Annotated in this window: 15 protein-coding genes; 5 read left to right on the top strand and 10 right to left on the bottom strand. The window is 64.6% G+C overall.

Features of this window, described 5'->3' with window-relative positions; all coding sequences use genetic code 11:
* Positions 1-15: 15 nt before the first annotated feature.
* From dhaM to NKJ08_RS11590, 10 genes are all read right to left on the bottom strand, one after another.
* Entirely contained in the window at positions 16-405 is a 390-nt protein-coding gene (gene dhaM, locus NKJ08_RS11545) for a dihydroxyacetone kinase phosphoryl donor subunit DhaM (protein WP_352522589.1), read from the bottom strand.
* Positions 402-1,004 (bottom strand): dihydroxyacetone kinase subunit DhaL, encoded by a 603-nt coding sequence (gene dhaL, locus NKJ08_RS11550; protein ID WP_352522590.1) that lies wholly within the window; start codon positions 1,002-1,004, stop codon positions 402-404. Before dhaL ends, dhaM begins: the two co-directional genes overlap by 4 nt.
* A gap of 80 nt (positions 1,005-1,084) precedes the next feature.
* On the bottom strand, positions 1,085-2,728 hold the full coding sequence (locus tag NKJ08_RS11555; protein WP_352781793.1) for a dihydroxyacetone kinase subunit DhaK: 1,644 nt from the start codon (positions 2,726-2,728) through the stop codon (positions 1,085-1,087).
* 65 nt (positions 2,729-2,793) lie between these two features.
* On the bottom strand, positions 2,794-3,807 hold the full coding sequence (locus tag NKJ08_RS11560) for an ABC transporter ATP-binding protein (protein ID WP_352781794.1): 1,014 nt from the start codon (positions 3,805-3,807) through the stop codon (positions 2,794-2,796).
* Complete coding sequence (locus NKJ08_RS11565) at positions 3,800-4,912, bottom strand: ABC transporter ATP-binding protein (protein ID WP_352781795.1); 1,113 nt, start codon at positions 4,910-4,912, stop codon at positions 3,800-3,802. Before NKJ08_RS11565 ends, NKJ08_RS11560 begins: the two co-directional genes overlap by 8 nt.
* A 3-nt stretch (positions 4,913-4,915) precedes the next feature.
* Positions 4,916-5,116 (bottom strand): hypothetical protein, encoded by a 201-nt coding sequence (locus NKJ08_RS11570; RefSeq protein WP_352522594.1) that lies wholly within the window; start codon positions 5,114-5,116, stop codon positions 4,916-4,918.
* Positions 5,113-6,063 (bottom strand): carbohydrate ABC transporter permease, encoded by a 951-nt coding sequence (locus NKJ08_RS11575; protein ID WP_352522595.1) that lies wholly within the window; start codon positions 6,061-6,063, stop codon positions 5,113-5,115. Before NKJ08_RS11575 ends, NKJ08_RS11570 begins: the two co-directional genes overlap by 4 nt.
* On the bottom strand, positions 6,060-7,007 hold the full coding sequence (locus tag NKJ08_RS11580) for a carbohydrate ABC transporter permease (RefSeq protein WP_031211681.1): 948 nt from the start codon (positions 7,005-7,007) through the stop codon (positions 6,060-6,062). The genes NKJ08_RS11575 and NKJ08_RS11580 overlap by 4 nt, the downstream gene beginning before the upstream one ends.
* A gap of 112 nt (positions 7,008-7,119) precedes the next feature.
* Positions 7,120-8,451 carry an ABC transporter substrate-binding protein gene (locus NKJ08_RS11585; RefSeq protein ID WP_352781796.1) on the bottom strand — a complete coding sequence of 444 codons (1,332 nt, stop codon included), beginning with the start codon at positions 8,449-8,451 and terminating at the stop codon, positions 7,120-7,122.
* Positions 8,452-8,694: 243 nt separating this feature from the next.
* Positions 8,695-9,384: a PIG-L deacetylase family protein gene (locus tag NKJ08_RS11590; protein ID WP_352781797.1), complete on the bottom strand. Its 690-nt coding sequence runs from the start codon at positions 9,382-9,384 to the stop codon at positions 8,695-8,697.
* A 27-nt stretch (positions 9,385-9,411) separates the two neighbouring features.
* Between NKJ08_RS11590 and NKJ08_RS11595 the strand changes: the two genes are divergently transcribed.
* The 5 genes from NKJ08_RS11595 (at position 9,412) to nhaA (ending at position 16,315) form a co-directional block, all read left to right on the top strand.
* Positions 9,412-10,302, top strand: a complete 891-nt coding sequence (locus NKJ08_RS11595; protein WP_352522598.1) for a DMT family transporter — start codon at positions 9,412-9,414, stop codon at positions 10,300-10,302.
* Positions 10,303-10,376: 74 nt separating this feature from the next.
* Positions 10,377-12,974, top strand: coding sequence for an ATP-dependent helicase HrpB (gene hrpB, locus NKJ08_RS11600; RefSeq protein ID WP_352781798.1), 2,598 nt, complete (start codon positions 10,377-10,379; stop codon positions 12,972-12,974).
* 102 nt (positions 12,975-13,076) lie between these two features.
* Positions 13,077-14,402, top strand: coding sequence for an ActS/PrrB/RegB family redox-sensitive histidine kinase (locus tag NKJ08_RS11605; protein ID WP_352522600.1), 1,326 nt, complete (start codon positions 13,077-13,079; stop codon positions 14,400-14,402).
* Positions 14,403-14,465: 63 nt separating this feature from the next.
* On the top strand, positions 14,466-15,029 hold the full coding sequence (locus NKJ08_RS11610) for an ActR/PrrA/RegA family redox response regulator transcription factor (protein WP_352781799.1): 564 nt from the start codon (positions 14,466-14,468) through the stop codon (positions 15,027-15,029).
* A gap of 89 nt (positions 15,030-15,118) precedes the next feature.
* On the top strand, positions 15,119-16,315 hold the full coding sequence (gene nhaA / locus NKJ08_RS11615; RefSeq protein WP_352781800.1) for a Na+/H+ antiporter NhaA: 1,197 nt from the start codon (positions 15,119-15,121) through the stop codon (positions 16,313-16,315).
* The last annotated feature ends 16 nt before the right edge of the window (positions 16,316-16,331 follow it).

The following is a 16,331-nucleotide window of genomic DNA, read 5'->3' on the forward strand; positions in this document are numbered from 1 at the left end:
AAAATTCCCGTTCGTTCACGACGGCGACAATTCGTGCGCCGTCGCCACCACTTCCCTGAGCGAGGCGCCGCCGGAAGCCTCGGTCGCCGCCATCACCGCGCCTTCGACGATCGGCGCATTGCAGACGATGATCTTCTGGGCGCGTGGTTCGCCGATCATTTCGACCGCCATCTCGCTATTGGTCTCGGCGCCGCCGAGGTCGACGAGGATTGCGACACCCGCCTCCGACCAGGCCTTGTCGATGGCGCCTATGATCGCCTCGACATTGGTTCCCAGCCCGCCATGGCCGTTTCCGCCGCACCATGCAAGCGGCACTTCGTCGCCGACCATCTGCCGCACCATGTCTGCGGTGCCTTCGGCGACCAGCGGCGAATGCGATACGATGACGATGCCGACATTGCTCATGCGCGCCCCTCGATTGCTTCGGCGACGGCCCGCACCAGAAGTGCGGTCGAGCGTGCTCCGGCATCCATATGGCCGATCGAACGGTCGCCAAGGAAGGAGGCGCGTCCGCGCAAGGCCTTCATCGGCACGGTCGCCTCGGCTGCATTGTCAGCAATATCGACGATTTCCCCTGCTGTCTTTCCCCGCAGCAGGGCTTCATGCACCGGCTGCAGCACGTCGAGCATGGTCTTTTGCCCGGCCTGCGACTTGCCTCTGGCGGCCACCGCTTCGATTGCCTTGCCGAAGGCTGCGGCCAGATTGGCGCGATTCGGCACGGCGGAAATCTCCTTGCCGAGCGCCATGAACAGCGTGCCGAACAAGGGCCCGGAAGCTCCGCCGACCGTCATCACCAGTTTGGTGCCGATCGCCTTCAGCGCCTCGGGCAACGGCTTTGCCGCGAACGCGTCGGCCTCGGCCCGCACTGCCTCGAAGCCGCGTTTCATGTTGAGCCCATGGTCGCCGTCGCCGATCGCCTGGTCGAGCCTGGTCAGCTCTTCGGCATGGGCGGCGATCGTGTTTGCCGCCGCCTTGATCAGCCTGGAAAGATCCGCTGCCGCCATGTCACCCATGCTCCTGGCCCCTGCGCTGACGGCAGTACGAGAAAATTGCGTATCCGGCAATTGAAGCATCCTCCGCTCCGTCAGGCGGTTTCTAGCAACGCGGCGAGGGCAGTGAAGACCTCGGCGACGGCAAAGGCGCCGGGGTCGACCACGCCGTCGAGATGACTGCCGATATAGACGGACCGCCCAGCCTTGGCCTTGCGCATGGCAGCGGTGGCCTCGGCGCCGCTTCGCGCCGCGACCGCCGCGTCCTCCAGACTGCCGCTATCCAGCGCCTTCAAAGCGGGTTCCAGGGCATCGATCATCGTGCGATCGCCGACCCTCGCTCCGCCATAGAAGGACATCCGATCGAGGCCGGCGAGCAACGCCTTGGTAAGAGTCGCGCCGGACGCCAACGCCTGCGCGGCGGCGGTGAAGAAGATCGACAGCAGCACGCCGCTGGAGCCGCCCATGCTGGCGCTCAGGATGTCGCCCACGGTGGCGAGGGTTGCGGCAGGGTCGGCGAGCGGCAGTGTCTCAAGGCGGCTAAGCACGCTGCGCGCACCGGCCGCCACCGTCGATCCAGTGTCGCCGTCTCCCGCCTTGGCGTCCAGTCCGTTCAACGTGCCTTCAAGCGAGATCAGCCGTTCGCAGATCGCGATGATCAGCCGCTCGCTGCGCGCATCCTGGCTGGCTTTCGACGCGTTGCCCGGGCCGGCGGCTTTGGCCACCGGGACGATGCTCACTGGGCGAACGGCTCTTGCCGGCATCCAGGCGTGAGGCCCGACCGGCGCTCGCAACGCCGCTTCGCGCGGCGCATCGAGCCGGATCAGCGACAGGGAAAAACCGTTCATGTTGAGCGCCGTCATAAGCTGCCCGGGCCCGATCGTCAGCGTCACCTTTCGTGCCAGCGGTGAAGCCAACACCGCATTGGCGACAAGCAACATTTCCAGCGGTGGCACCGAACCGAGATTGTTGATCAGCAAGGCGTAGTCGCTGGCGGGATCGAGCCGCGCGGCAAGGCGCTCCGACATGATCGCGACCAGTCTTTCGGCACTTTGCACCGCAATCCGCTCAACGCCCGGTTCGCCATGAATGCCGAGGCCGAGTTCGGCGTCGTCGGCGCCAAATCTTTCTTCATGGCTCTGACCGGGGATCGAGCAGGATGACAGCGATATGCCGAGGGAAACGATATCCGCCGCCGCGGCCCGCGCCGCCGCTGCGACCGCCGCCAGATCAATGCCTGCTTCCGACAGATGGCCGGCGATCTTGTGCACGAGCAAGGTGCCGGCAACGCCGCGCGGCTGGGCAATGTCCGGGAGGGCGATGTCGTCGGCGACAATCACCATCTCGACGCGAAAGCCTTCGGCGCGCGCCTTCTCGGCGGCCAGCCCGAAGTTGAGGCGATCGCCCGTGTAGTTCTTGACGATCAGCAGGCACCCGGCGGGACCGGTCACGGCGCGGATCGCCGCCAACACCGCTTCCACGCTCGGCGAAGCAAAGATCTCGCCTAATACCGCCGCCGTCAGCATGCCCATGCCGACAAAGCCGGCATGGGCGGGTTCGTGCCCGGTCCCGCCGCCGGAGACGATGCTCACTCTGCTCTTGTCCCAGTCCGCACGGAGAACGACTTTGATCTCGGGATAGCCGTCGAGGCGAGCGAGATCACCGGCGCCGATCGTGCCGAGAAAACCGTCCAGGGCTTCGGTGACGATCGTGTCCCTGCGATTGAAAAAATGCTTCATCGAATTCGTCCAGTTCTGTGCCCGAAATCGTCAGTCAGAATTGCAAGCATGCTAGGAAAAACCGCTCACGTCAGCCTTCGCCCGTCGGCGCCGAAATACAGCGGCGAGCGATAGCGGATCATGATCTTGTCGCCCTGCGCCAGATCGGTGTCGGGGTCGGTCAGCGTCACCAGCTTCCTGGTCCCCACCGTCACGTGCAGATGGTTCTGGTCGCCGAGATGCTCGACCCAGTCGACGACACCGTCGGCATGGCCGTTCGCGGCCTTCGCGATCGAGAGATGTTCGGTGCGCGCTCCGATGGTCTCCGTTCCCGCCGGCGCGCCCGCATCCGGCAGCAGCCCGACCGGCAACAAATTGATTGCCGGCTGGCCGAGCCTGGCAGCGACATGAAGGTTTGCCGGCTCAGAATAGATCGTGCGCGGCGAACCGATCTGCACCAGCACGCCGTCGGCGAGGATGCCGATGCGGTCGGCCATGGTCATCGCTTCGATCTGGTCGTGCGTGACGTAAAGCATTGTGGCGCCGAGCTCGGCCTGGATGCGCTTCAGCTCGAGCCTGAGATCGGCACGCAGCTTGGCGTCGAGCGACGACAGCGGCTCGTCCATTAGGTAGATCGAAGGTTTGCGCACCAGCGCGCGGCCGATGGCGACGCGCTGCATCTCGCCGCCGGAGAGTTTGGTCGAGCGATTGGAGAGCTTGTGGTGGATACGCACCATCTTGGCCACGTCCTCGACGCGGCGGCGGATCTGGTCCTCCGGCATTTTCCGCGCCGGCGAGCGCAGCGGAAAGGCGAGATTGTCGTAGACCGACAGATGCGGATAGAGCGAATATTGCTGGAAGACGAAAGCGGTGTCGCGCTCGGCCGGCGACAGCGTCGTCGTGTCGTGCCCGGCAATATGGATCGAGCCCGCCTCCGGCCGCTCCAGCCCGGCGATCAGCCTGAGCGTCGTCGTCTTGCCGGCGCCGGTCGGCCCGAGCAGCACGACGAATTCCCCGTCGGCAATATGCAGGTCGAGATTGTCGACGGCGATATGCTCGCCAAAAGCCTTGGTCACGCCTTTGATGTGAACGTCAGCCATGATGCGCTCTTCCCTGAGAGGCCGCGTCATGGATTTCGGTGCGCACCGCACGGCCGGATCCTTGTTCGAACAGCGACAGCCGCGCGCTGCTCAGCGCCAAGCCGACATGATCGCCCGGATTAAGCCGGATTTCGGCTGGCACCCTGGCCTTGATGATGCCGTCCGCCGTCTCCACCGCCACGATCTGCGTGGTGCCGAGATATTCCGTGCCATAAATGGCGCCACGCAGCTTCGAAGTATCATCGAAGCGGATGTGCTCCGGCCGGATGCCAAGCGCCATCTCGGCCGGAGCGATATCCTCGCGCACCTCCGGCACAGCCACCTTGGCGCCCTGCACCACGATCTCCTTGGCGCCCTTTGAAAGCCCGCCGCCGAAGCCGAGGAAATTCATCGGCGGCGAGCCGATGAAGTCGGCGACGAACATCGTTGCCGGCCGGTCGTAGATCTCACGCGGCGTGCCGAACTGCTCGATGACGCCATGGTTCATCACCGCGATCTTGTCGGCCATCGACATCGCTTCCATTTGGTCATGCGTGACATAGACGGTGGTCGCGTGGATGCGGTTGTGCAGCTCGCGCAGCTCATGGACCATCAGGTCGCGGAATTCGGTGTCGAGCGTGCCGAGCGGCTCGTCCATCAGGAAGCATTTTGGCCGCCGCACGATGGCGCGGCCGAGTGCCACGCGCTGGCGATCGCCGCCGGCAAGGCCGGAGACGGATTTGTTGAGCAGATGGTCAATCCGCAAAAGCTTCGCCGTCTCTCCCACCCGGGTCCGGATTTCGGCGCGCGGCATGCCTTGCGCCAGCAGCGGAAAACCGATGTTCTTCCTCACATTCATGTGCGGATAGAGCGCAAACAGCTGGAATACGAAGGCGATGTCGCGCTCGCGGGCGCGCCGCATAGTGACGTCTTCGCCGCCAAGCAGGATCTTGCCGCCGGTCGGCAGTTCGAGCCCGGCGATCATGCGCAACGTCGTCGTCTTGCCGCAGCCCGATGGGCCCAGCATTACGAAGAACTCGCCGTCCTCGACGACGAAGTTGGAATCCTGCACGGCGACGAAATCGCCGAATGCCTTCCTCAGATGTTCAACCCTGATCTCGGCCATCGTCTACTCCGGAAATTTCGAGACGATGATGAACATCGCCGTGCCGGCCAGCATGGTGATGAAGGAATAGGTGTAAAGCGCCAGCGCGAAGGGTTGGAACAGCATCAGGAAGCCGATGGCGATGATCGCCGTGGCCACGTTTTCCATCAGCCCGCGCCTGGCCCAGACAGGCCAGCGCGATTTGCGTTTTGCGGTCAGGCTCATTTGCGTACCGCGCCGAAGGTGATGCCGCGCAGCAATTGCTTGCGAAGCAGGATGGTGAAGACCAGGATCGGCACCAGGAAGATCGTCGTGCCGGCCGCGACCGCCGGCCAGTCCTGGCCGCCTTCGCCGATGATGGTCGGGATGAAGGGTGGCGCGGTCTGCGCCGTGCCCGAGGTCAGCAGCGCGGCGAAGGCATATTCGTTCCAGGCAAAGATCAGGCAGAAGATGGCGGTCGCGGCAATGCCGGTGGTCGCCTGCGGCAGCACGGTGCGCCAGAACGCCTGCAGCCTGGTGTAGCCGTCGATCATCGCCGCCTCTTCATATTCGCGCGGGATCTCGTCGATGAAGCCTTTCAACAGCCAGACTGCCAGCGACACGTTGACCGCCGTATAGAGCAGGATCATGCCGAGCGCCGTGTCCGACAGGCCAAGCTCGCGATACATCAGGTAGATCGGGATTGCGACCGCGATCGGCGGCATCATGCGCGTCGACAGGATGAAGAACAAAAGGTCGTCGGCAAGCGGCACCTTGAAGCGCGAAAAACCATAGGCCGACAGCGTGCCGAGGAACACCGCGCAGAAGGTTGAGCCGAAGGCGATGATCAGCGAATTGAGGAAGCGCGGCATGAAGTTCGACGGGCCGGCGATCACCATGTTGCGCTTGCGCACCGTCTCGTCGCACAGGCCCGTCGCCGGCCCCAGCGAGTTGATGTATTCCGGCGTTTGCCTGGTCCGCGTCGTGAACAGGTTGCAGTAGCCTTCGAGGCTAGGCTGGAACAGGATCTTTGGTGGATAGGCGATCGAATCCGGTGGCGTCTTGAAGCTGGTGGCGAAGATCCACAGCAGGGGCACGATCGAGATCAGCGCATAAAGCACGATGATCGTGCCGGCGACGCGCTTCGACGTGGCCGAGGGTGCTACGACAGAATGGGCTGACGTCAGGCTCATCTCTGCTTCACCTTGTTGAGCGCTTTGACGTAGATGTTGGCAAGGCCGAACACCGCGACGAACAGGATGATAGCGAAGGCCGAGGAATAGCCCGTCCGCCAGCTTTCGAAGGCCTGCCGCTTCAGCGTGATCGAGGCCACTTCGGTGGTCGATCCCGGCCCGCCGCCGGTGAGCAGATTGACCATGTCAAACATCTTGAAGTTCTCGATGCCGCGAAACAGCACCGCCAGCATGATGAAGGGCAGCGCCATCGGCAGGGTGATCGACCAGAACTGCCGCCAATTGGAGGCGCGGTCGACCTCGGCCGCCTCATAGATGTATTCGGGGATCGAGCGCAGGCCGGCGAGGCAGATCAGCATCACGTAAGGCGTCCACATCCAGGTATCGACGATGATGATCGACCATGGCGCGAGCGACACGTTGGAGAGCATGCTGATCTCGGTTGCCGGAATGCCGGTGACGAACGAGACGGCATAGGCGAACAGCCCGATCTGCGGCTCGTAGAGAAAGCGCCAGAAATTGCCGACCACCGCCGGCGATAGCATCATCGGCACCAAGATGATGGTCGTCCAGAACGCGTGGCCGCGGAACTTGCGGTCGATCAGCCAGGCCAGCGTAAAGCCGATCAGCGTCTGCAGCAGGATGGTCCAGAACACGAAATGCGCCGTCGTCTGCATGGCGATCCAGATATCCTGGTCGGCGAGGATGCGCTTGTAGTTGGCCAGCCCGAGGTTCTTCACCACCTCATTGGGACGATTGGCGCGAAAATTGGTGAAGGACAGATAGATTGCCCAGAACAGCGGGAAGATGTTGATGGCTAAAAGCAACAGGATCGTCGGCGAGATGAACAGCCAGGCGAGGCCCTTGTCGCTGATGCCCCGGACCTTGCGGGCCAACGGCTCGGGCGTAGCCCGGGCAACGCTGTCCGCAGTCCGATTGAGCATGGTCAGTCCTGCTTCGGTCACTTCGATCGTCTCGACAATGGAATTTATCTGAACTGTGTCCCGTGCCAAGGGCGGCACGGGACGGTTCGGTCATGGGCTCGGGAGGAGCCGGTTACATTTTGCCGTCGTCCTGGAACACCTCGGTCCAGTCCTTGACCAGGCCGTCGAGCGCGTCCTTGGCCGAGCCCTGGCCGGCAACGACATAGTCGTGGAAGCGCTTCTGCGATGCCTGCAACAGCGGGGCATAGCTTGGCTCGGCCCAGAAGTCCTTCACGATGGCCATAGAGTCGAGGAAGGTCTGCGCGTAGGGCTGGCTGGCCGGGAAGCCCGGGTCCTTGACGACTGCATTCAGGCAGGAATAGCCGCCGAGCGACCACCATTTGGACTGCACGTCCTTGTTGGCGAACCATTTGATGTATTTGAGCGCGGCTTCCTGCTTGTCGGAATAGGAGACCACCGAGATGCCCTGGCCGCCGAGCTGGGCGAACTGGTCGCCGTCCGGACCCTTGGGATTGACGAAGTAGCCGATCTTGTCGCCGCCGACATTCTCGTCCTTCTGCAAGCCTGGCCAGGTGAAGGCGAAGTTCATATGCATCGCCACCTGGCCGGATTTGAAGGCATCGACGCCTTCACCCATGTAGCTGTTCGAAGCGCCCGGAGGGGTGCAGCAATCATAGAGCGCCTTGTAGAACTCCAGCCCCTTCACCGATTTCTCGGAGTTGACGAAGCCTTCCATCTCGTAGGGCTTTTTCGGGTTCTCGTACTGGAAGCCGAAGCTGTAGAGCACGTCCATGGCGCCCATGGTGATGCCTTCGGAGCCCCGCTCGGTATAGATCGAGGCGCCATAGACGGTCTTGCCGTCGATCTCGCGCTTCTGGAAGAATTCGGCAATCTGCTTCAGCTGGTCGAAGGTCGTCGGAGGGCCGAGATCCCAACCGTATTTCTCTTTGAATTCCTTCTGTAGCTCAGGCTTGGAGAACCAGTCCTTGCGATAGGTCCAGCCGACGACGTCGCCCATGGCCGGCAGCGCCCAGTAATTCGGCGAATTCTTCGGCCATTCCGAGTAGCCGACGACGGTCGCCGGCACGAAATCGTCCATGCTGATCTTCTCCTTGTCGAAGAAGTCGTTCAGCTTGACGTAGTGGCCGTTCTCGGCAGCGCCGCCGATCCACTGGCTGTCGCCGATGATCAGGTCGCACAGCTTGCCGTGCGAGTTCAGCTCGTTGAGAAAGCGGTCGGCATAGTTGGTCCACGGCACGAACTCGAACTTCATGCCGATGCCGGTCTCCTTGGTGAAGTCCTTGGACAATTCCACAAGCGCGTTGGCCGGGTCCCAGGCTGCCCAGCAAAGCGTCAGATCTTCTGCCTGCGCGACGTTCGAAACGGCTGTCGACGCAAAGAGTGTCGAGGCCAGTCCCAACGCCAGTTTCAAGGTCGATTTCATGCCTTCCTCCCATTTGCGAAACGCGTCCGGATGACGGTTTCAAGAGCCCGCTAACCCCTCCTCGGGGGCCCAAACACAACGGCGGGGCAACGCGCCGGATGTTTAGTAATTTGTTTAGTGATGCAATTTTTACTAAACAAGGCAAGCGAATTCGTCGCTGCACCGCAGCATGGCGCGTCGGCTCCGGGCGCTGGTTCAGGAAAGGCGGCTTCTGTCAGGTTGTTTGGCGCGCGGGGTGCCGGCTCATTTGACCATCTTGTCGCTGACCGTCACCGGACGGATCACCGGGGGCGGCGGCAGCAGGGCGCGGATGTCGGCGAAGGGGAAAACCGGCTCGAAGCGGAAGGCCTCGGCGAAGGCGCCGGACGCACCGTTGCACTGGCCCGCGCGAAAGGCGTTCTGTGTGCGTGCCGTGTCGACGAAACGTTCGGGGTCCTGCGACTGGTGCGCCCGGATCGCTTCCGCCTTGAGATCGAAATGCCGGGAGATGTCGACGTAATGCGTCGGCAAAAACCCGGTGCCGCCGAGCGTGTCGGCATGCAGTACCGGGACCGAAAATGACGCAGCGATGCGCAAGCCGTCCGACAGCGTGCGGTGGTCGCCATGATAGTCATTTGGCGCGTGGGTGATCGCCAGATCCGGCCCTATGTCGCCGATCAGTGCCTTCAGCGCCCCGATTAGCGCGGCATCCGCCACCAGCGCGCCGTCCGGAAAGTCGAGGAAGCGCGGCGTCACGCCAAGCAGACCGGCCGCCGCAGTCGCCTCCTTGCGGCGCGTGCGGGCCAGCGCAGCCGGATCGCCATAGCCGCCCCTGGCGCCGTCGGTGGCTATGGCAAAAAAGAGCTCTGCGCCTTGCGCGGCATAGGCGGCCATCGTACCGAACATGAAGATCTCGATGTCGTCCGGATGCGCGCCAAGCGCCAATATCTTCACTCTCATCTCTCCCGGAAATGGAAAAACGTGCCCAACGGAATTCTGCTCGCCCTCATCGCATATGCAAGCTATTCGTGCAGCGACGCCGTTGTCAAAAGCCTGGGCGGGCAGTTCAACGTCTTCGAGATCGGCTTCTTCTCGACATTGTTTGCCGGCTGCTTTCTGCTCTTTGCCAGGCCGACTGGAGAGCGCTGGCGTGATTTCTGGCGGACCAACCGGCCCTGGGCGGTGCAGGCCCGCGCCTTGGCCGGCATCGCATCGGGCGTGCTCAGCGTCTACGCCTTCACCACCATCCCGCTGGCGGAAGTCTATGCGCTGATCTTCCTGGCGCCACTGTTCGTCACCATTCTGGCCACGCTGGTCCTCAAGGAGAAGGTCGGCCCATGGCGGTGGCTGGCGGTGGTCGCCGGCTTTGCCGGCGTCATGCTGGTTGTCAGGCCGGGGTTTCGCGAATTGCATCTCGGTCATCTGGCTGCGTTCATCATCGCCTTCCTGGCCGCCGCCAATGTCATCCTGATGCGTTCGCTCGCCGCGCAGGAGAAGCGCACGACGATGCTCGGCGTGCTGATCGGCTACGGCCTGCTCTTCAACGGCGTCGGTGCGGCGGCTACCGCGTTCTCGCTGCCGGATGGAAGGCAATGGGCTTGGCTGGTGCTGGCCGGCGCGTTTACCGCCGGCGGCCAGCTGCTGCATCTCCTGGCGGTCAAATACGCACCGGCCAACCGCATCGCGCCGACGCATTATTCGCAGATCGTCTGGGCGGTGGTCCTGGGCGCCGTGTTCTTCAGAGAATATCCCGATTTTCTGTCGCTGGTCGGGCTCGCCGTGGTCGGCGGTTCCGGCCTGCTGACGATGGTGCGCGAGGAGGTGCGGCTTGGTACGGTGCGCTGGAACCCTTTTTCGCGGACCCGGCTTTGAGCTGGCGCCAACGTTGCGGGGCGACCAGCACCGCTGATATGCGATCGCTGCCACCTGGTACACATCCTAGGACAATGACCACAAAACCTTTGCCGGACCTGCCGGTCTCCACTGTCCTGCCGGCCCTCAAAGAAGTGCTCGGCCAAGGCAACAGCGCCGTGCTGGTGGCGCCGCCCGGCGCCGGCAAGACGACGCTGGTTCCGCTGGCGCTGCTCGACGCTGGATGGCTCGGCGCTGGAAAGATCATCCTGCTTGAGCCGCGCCGGCTCGCCGCTCGCGCTGCCGCCCGCCGTATGGCCGAGCTCATCGGCGAGGAGCCGGGCGGAACGGTCGGCTATGCCATGCGCATGGAAAACCGCGCTTCTGCCAAGACCAGGGTCCTCGTCGTCACCGAAGGCGTGTTGTCTCGCATGATCCTTGACGACCCCGAACTGCCCGGTGTCTCGGCGGTACTGTTCGACGAGTTCCACGAGCGGTCGCTCGATGGCGATTTCGGGCTGGCGCTGGCACTCGACGTGCAGGGTGCGCTGAGGCCCGACCTCAGGCTGCTGGTCATGTCGGCGACGCTCGACGGCGCGCGCGTCGCAAAATTGCTTTCCGGCGCGCCGGTGATCGAGAGCGCAGGCCGGGCCTTCCCGGTCGACATTCGCTATGACGAGCGGCAGGCCGGCATCGCCATCGAGGATGCCATGGCCAAGGCGATCCGCTCGGCGCTTGCCGGGGAGGAAGGCAGCGTGCTTGCCTTCCTGCCCGGCCAGCGCGAGATCGAGCGCACCGCCGAGCGGCTGGCCGGCAAGGTCGGTGCCGACACCGACATCGTGCCGCTCTACGGCATGCTCGACAACAAGACACAGGACGCGGCGATCAAGCCTGCGCCGTCCGGCCGCCGCAAGGTGGTGCTGGCGACGTCGATCGCCGAAACCTCCATCACCATCGACGGCGTGCGCGTCGTCATCGATTCCGGCCTGTCGCGGCTGCCGCGCTACGAGCCGGCCAGCGGCCTGACGCGGCTGGAGACGGTGCGTGCTTCCCGCGCTTCCGCCGACCAGCGCGCCGGCCGTGCCGGGCGCACGCAGCCGGGTGTCGCCATCCGGCTATGGCGAGCCGAGCAGACGGCGGCACTTCCAGCCTTCACGCCGCCGGAAATCCTCGAAGCCGATCTTTCCGGCCTGTCGCTCGATTGCGCGGCTTTCGGCGTTGCCGACCCGACGAGCCTGTCTTTCCTAGACCCACCGCCGGCCCCGGCGCTCAACGAGGCAAGGGCGCTGCTGCGCGCGCTCGATGCCGTCGATGCGGCAGGGCGCCTGACGGAGCAAGGTGCCGCGATGCGCAGGCTGGCTCTGCCGGTGCGGCTCGCCCACATGGTCGCCGAGGCTACAAGGACCGGCCAGGCGCTCGAGGCGGCGATGCTCGCCGTGCTATTGACCGAGCGCGGCCTTGGTGGCGACGGCGCCGACCTCGAACGACGGCTGATGCGCTTTCGCGCCGAAAGATCGCCGCGCGCCACCGCCGCCCGGCAGCTTGCCGAGCGATTGGCAAAGCAGGCTTCAACCTTTCCCTCGAGTGGAGGGTCGGCGAGCGAGCCGACGCGAGGGAGACGGGTCGCCGATGGCGTCCCCGACCCGACCCGACGCCGCTCCGCTTCGCGGATCGACGTGCCGGCGCGAGCCACGGGTCTCGTCCGTCCTTCGGACCCCCTCAAGGGGGAGGGTAGCGTCGGCGCTCTCCTCATCCATGCCTGGCCGGATCGCGTTGCCAGGGCGCGCGGCGAGCGCGGCCGCTTCGTGCTTGCCAATGGCTCGGGCGCCATGCTCGACGCCGCCGATCCGCTGGCAGGCGAGACCTGGCTCGTCGTCGCCGACCTGCAGGGCAAGGCGCAGAACGCCCGCATCACCGCGGCGGCGGCAATCGACGAGGCCGATATTCGATCCGCGCTCGCGGAAAAGATCGAGACCCGCCGCGACGTAGGCTTCGACCGCGACAGGCGTGCGGTGCGGGTGCGCGAAACGGTTCGTCTTGGCGCCATCACGCTGTCCGAACGCATGCTGCCGGCCCCGAGCGGTGCCGACGCGGATCGCGCCATTCTCGACGCCTTGCGCGAACACGGGTTGTCGCTGTTGCCGTGGAGCAGGGAAGCGGAGACATTGCGGCAGCGGCTCGGCTGGCTGCATCGCGGCCTCGGCGCGCCATGGCCCGATGTCTCCGATGCCGCGCTCATCGAGCGCCTCGATGACTGGCTCCTGCCGTTCCTTTCCGGCGCGGCGTCATTTGCGGGGATCGACTCGGGCGTGCTTTCAGCTGGCCTGATGACGCTGGTGCCGCACGAATTGCAGCGCAAGATAGACACATTCGCGCCGACCCATTTCGACGCGCCGTCGGGCAGTCGGTTGCCGATCTATGACGGCGAATGGCCGGTGCTGGCGATCCGCGTCCAGGAGCTGTTCGGCCTCGACCGGCATCCCGCGATCGCCAACGACAAGGTGCCGCTGACGCTCGAACTGCTGTCGCCGGCGCACCGGCCGATCCAGATGACGCGCGACCTGCCCGGCTTCTGGCGCGGCTCCTGGGCCGATGTGCGGGCCGACATGCGCGGCCGTTATCCCAAGCATGTCTGGCCGGAGAACCCGCTTCTCGCCACCGCCACCAGCCGCGCCAAGCCACGTGGTACCTGATGCTTCCCAGACCATGATCCCAAACCGAAGGTCCGCGTCAGCGGAAAGTGGTCCCGGTTTTTCGGAAAAGACCTCCAGCGGTTTCCGCTCTATAATCCGGCCATGATAAACATTCTGCACGCGCCCGACTTCCAGCAAAGCCAGCGGCTGCGCCTCAACACGCTGATCAGGCTGCGCTGGCTTGCCATCGTCGGCCAGAGCCTGACCGTCCTTGTTGTCGCCTATGGGCTAAAATTCCCGCTGCCGGTCAGCATATGTTTTGCGCTGATCGCCTGTTCGGCCTGGATGAACCTGTTGCTGACCTTCCGCTATCCGGCGGCGCATCGGCTTACCCCGTTCTCGGCCTTTGCCATCCTGACCTTCGACAGCCTGCAGCTTGCCGGCCTGCTCTACATGACCGGCGGCCTCACCAATCCGTTCTCACTGCTGATGACGGTGCCCGTCGTCATCTCGGCGACATCGCTGCCGCTGCGGCTGACCGCCATCCTCGGCGCGCTTGTCATGGTGGCGGCGACGCTGCTGGTCTTCCACCACCTGCCGCTGCCCTGGCATGAGGACGCGCCGCTGGCGATGCCGTTCATCTATGTCGCAGGCATGTGGATGGCGGTGTTCTGTTCCATTGCCTTCACCGCGATCTATGCCTTCCGGGTGGCCGAGGAAGCGCGCCTGCTCGCCAACGCGCTCGCCGCCACCGAACTGGTGCTGCAGCGCGAGCAGCATCTCTCGGCCCTCGACGGTCTCGCAGCGGCCGCCGCGCACGAGCTCGGCACGCCGCTCGCCACCATCACGCTTGTCGCCAAGGAGATGGAGAAGGCGCTCGGCGCCGATCCCAAATACGGCGAGGACGTGAAGCTGCTGCGCTCGCAGAGCGAACGCTGCCGTGAAATCCTGAAGCGCCTGACCAGCCTGTCCTCCGAGAGCGAGGCACATCTCTCGCGCTTGCCGCTGACCTCGTTGGTCGAGGAAGTGACGGCCCCGCACCGCGACTTCGGCATCTCGATCAAGCTTCGGCCTGGCCAGCGCATCGGTCCCGAACCGGTGGGGCGGCGCAATCCCGGCGTCATCTACGGCCTCGGCAATCTGGTCGAGAACGCCGTCGACTTCGCCCGCAAGAGCGTTACGGTGGGCTGGAGCTGGAGCGAGGCCGCTGTAAGCTTCTCGATCATCGATGACGGGCCGGGCTTTCCGCCGGAAATCATCGACCGCATCGGCGAGCCCTATATGTCGACGCGCCAGGGCACCGAAGCCGGCGGCGGTCTCGGCCTCGGGCTTTTCATCGCCAAGACCTTGCTCGAGCGCTCCGGCGCTACGCTCGATTTTCGCAATTCGAGCGAGCCGGGCGAGGGGGCTATCGTTCAGATATCGTGGCCGCGCAGCGTCTTTCTCAACCCCGAATCGGCTTCGGCCAGCATGTTCGATACTGCGTAAATTGGACAATAGCGTCGCGAAACTATATCTGCGTAAAAATCAGGCAGCAGGATTGTCAGCACGATGAGTAGCGATGAAACGATTGGCGCAATGGTCGAAGGCGATGACACCTCGCTGCTGATCGTCGACGACGACAAGCCGTTCCTGACGCGGCTTGCCCGCGCCATGGAAACCAGGGGTTTTGTGGTCGAGACGGCGGAGAGTGTCGAGGAGGCGGTTGCCAAGGCGCGCGCCAATCCGCCGGCCTATGCGGTGGTCGACATGCGGCTCACCGACGGCAACGGCCTCGACGTCGTTGCCGCCATTCGCGAGAAGCGCGACGACGCCCGCGCCATCATCCTCACCGGCTACGGCAACATCGCCACCGCGGTGACGGCGGTAAAGCTCGGCGCCATCGACTATCTGTCGAAGCCGGCTGATGCCGACGATATTTTTGCTGCCCTGACCCGCACGGCGGGCGAACGCGCAGCGCCGCCCGAAAATCCGATGTCGGCCGACCGGGTGCGCTGGGAGCACATCCAGCGCGTCTACGAAATGTGCGACCGCAATGTCTCGGAAACCGCACGCCGCCTGAACATGCATCGCCGCACGCTGCAACGCATTCTCGCCAAGCGCGCGCCGCGTTAAAGGGTCCGACAACAGACTTGCCCCGCTGTCGGTGTTTGCGCATCATCGCGCAATGACGCCGGCCCTGCCGGCCGCAGGACGGAGACAACATGCAGGACGAAAAGCGGCTGGTCTCCATGCTTCGCGAATTCCTCGACAGCGAGGCGGCCGGCGGCCTCATCCTGATGGCGGCAGCGGCACTTGCCCTGATCGTCGCCAATTCGCCTTTCGCCGAGGCTTATTTCTCCGCCCTTCACGCCTATCTCGGACCGCTCAGCGTCTCGCACTGGATCAATGACGGCCTGATGGCGGTGTTCTTCCTGCTGGTCGGCCTCGAGATCAAGCGTGAGATGCTCGACGGCCAGCTCTCCACCTGGCCGCGCCGCGTGCTGCCCGGCATCGCCGCCGCCGGCGGCATGGCGGTTCCGGCACTGGTCTATGTCGCCATCAACCGCAACAATCCGGCCGCTCTGTCCGGCTGGGCGATCCCGACCGCCACCGATATCGCCTTTGCGCTCGGCGTGCTGTCGCTGCTCGGCAGCCGCGTGCCGGGCTCGCTGAAGATATTCCTCACCGCGCTCGCCATCATCGACGATCTCGGCGCCGTGCTCATCATCGCGGTGTTCTATACCAGCGGGCTGTCGCTCGCCTATCTCGGCGCCGCCTTCGCCGTCATCGCGCTGCTGGTGGTGCTCAACCGCATGCGGGTGCTGACGCTGCTGCCCTATATCGTGCTCGGCGTCGTCCTGTGGGTGCTGGTGCTGAAATCCGGGGTCCACGCCACGCTCGCCGGCGTCGCGCTGGCCCTCACCATACCGCTGAAGATCTCGCCGGGCAGCGGCCACGATCTCGACCATTCGCCGCTGCACCGGCTCGAACACGGCCTGCACAAAATCGTACCCTTTTTCGTCATCCCGATCTTCGGTTTTGCCAATGCCGGCGTTTCGCTCAGCGGTCTCAGCGCTGCCGCCCTGGTCGAGCCGCTGACGCTCGGCGTCGCCGCGGGTCTCGTCGCCGGCAAGCTGGTCGGCGTGTTCGGGTCTTCCGCGCTCGCCATCCGGCTCGGCTTTGCCGATCTGCCGGTCAATGCCGGCTGGCTGCACATGATCGGCATTTCGCTGCTCTGCGGCATCGGCTTCACCATGAGCCTGTTCATCGGCCTGCTCGCCTTCGCCAGCGACGTCGCTCTGCAGGATGCGGTCAAGGTCGGCATCCTCGCCGGCTCTTTCATTGCCGCGATCCTCGGCGCCGCTGTGCTTCTGATCGCGCCGGCGGCGGGTGAGGAGGCGGAGGAGCCGCAAGAATAGTCGCGCCGCCCCTTCC

The organism is Mesorhizobium sp. M0244, assembly GCF_040321795.1.
Classification (GTDB): domain Bacteria; phylum Pseudomonadota; class Alphaproteobacteria; order Rhizobiales; family Rhizobiaceae; genus Mesorhizobium.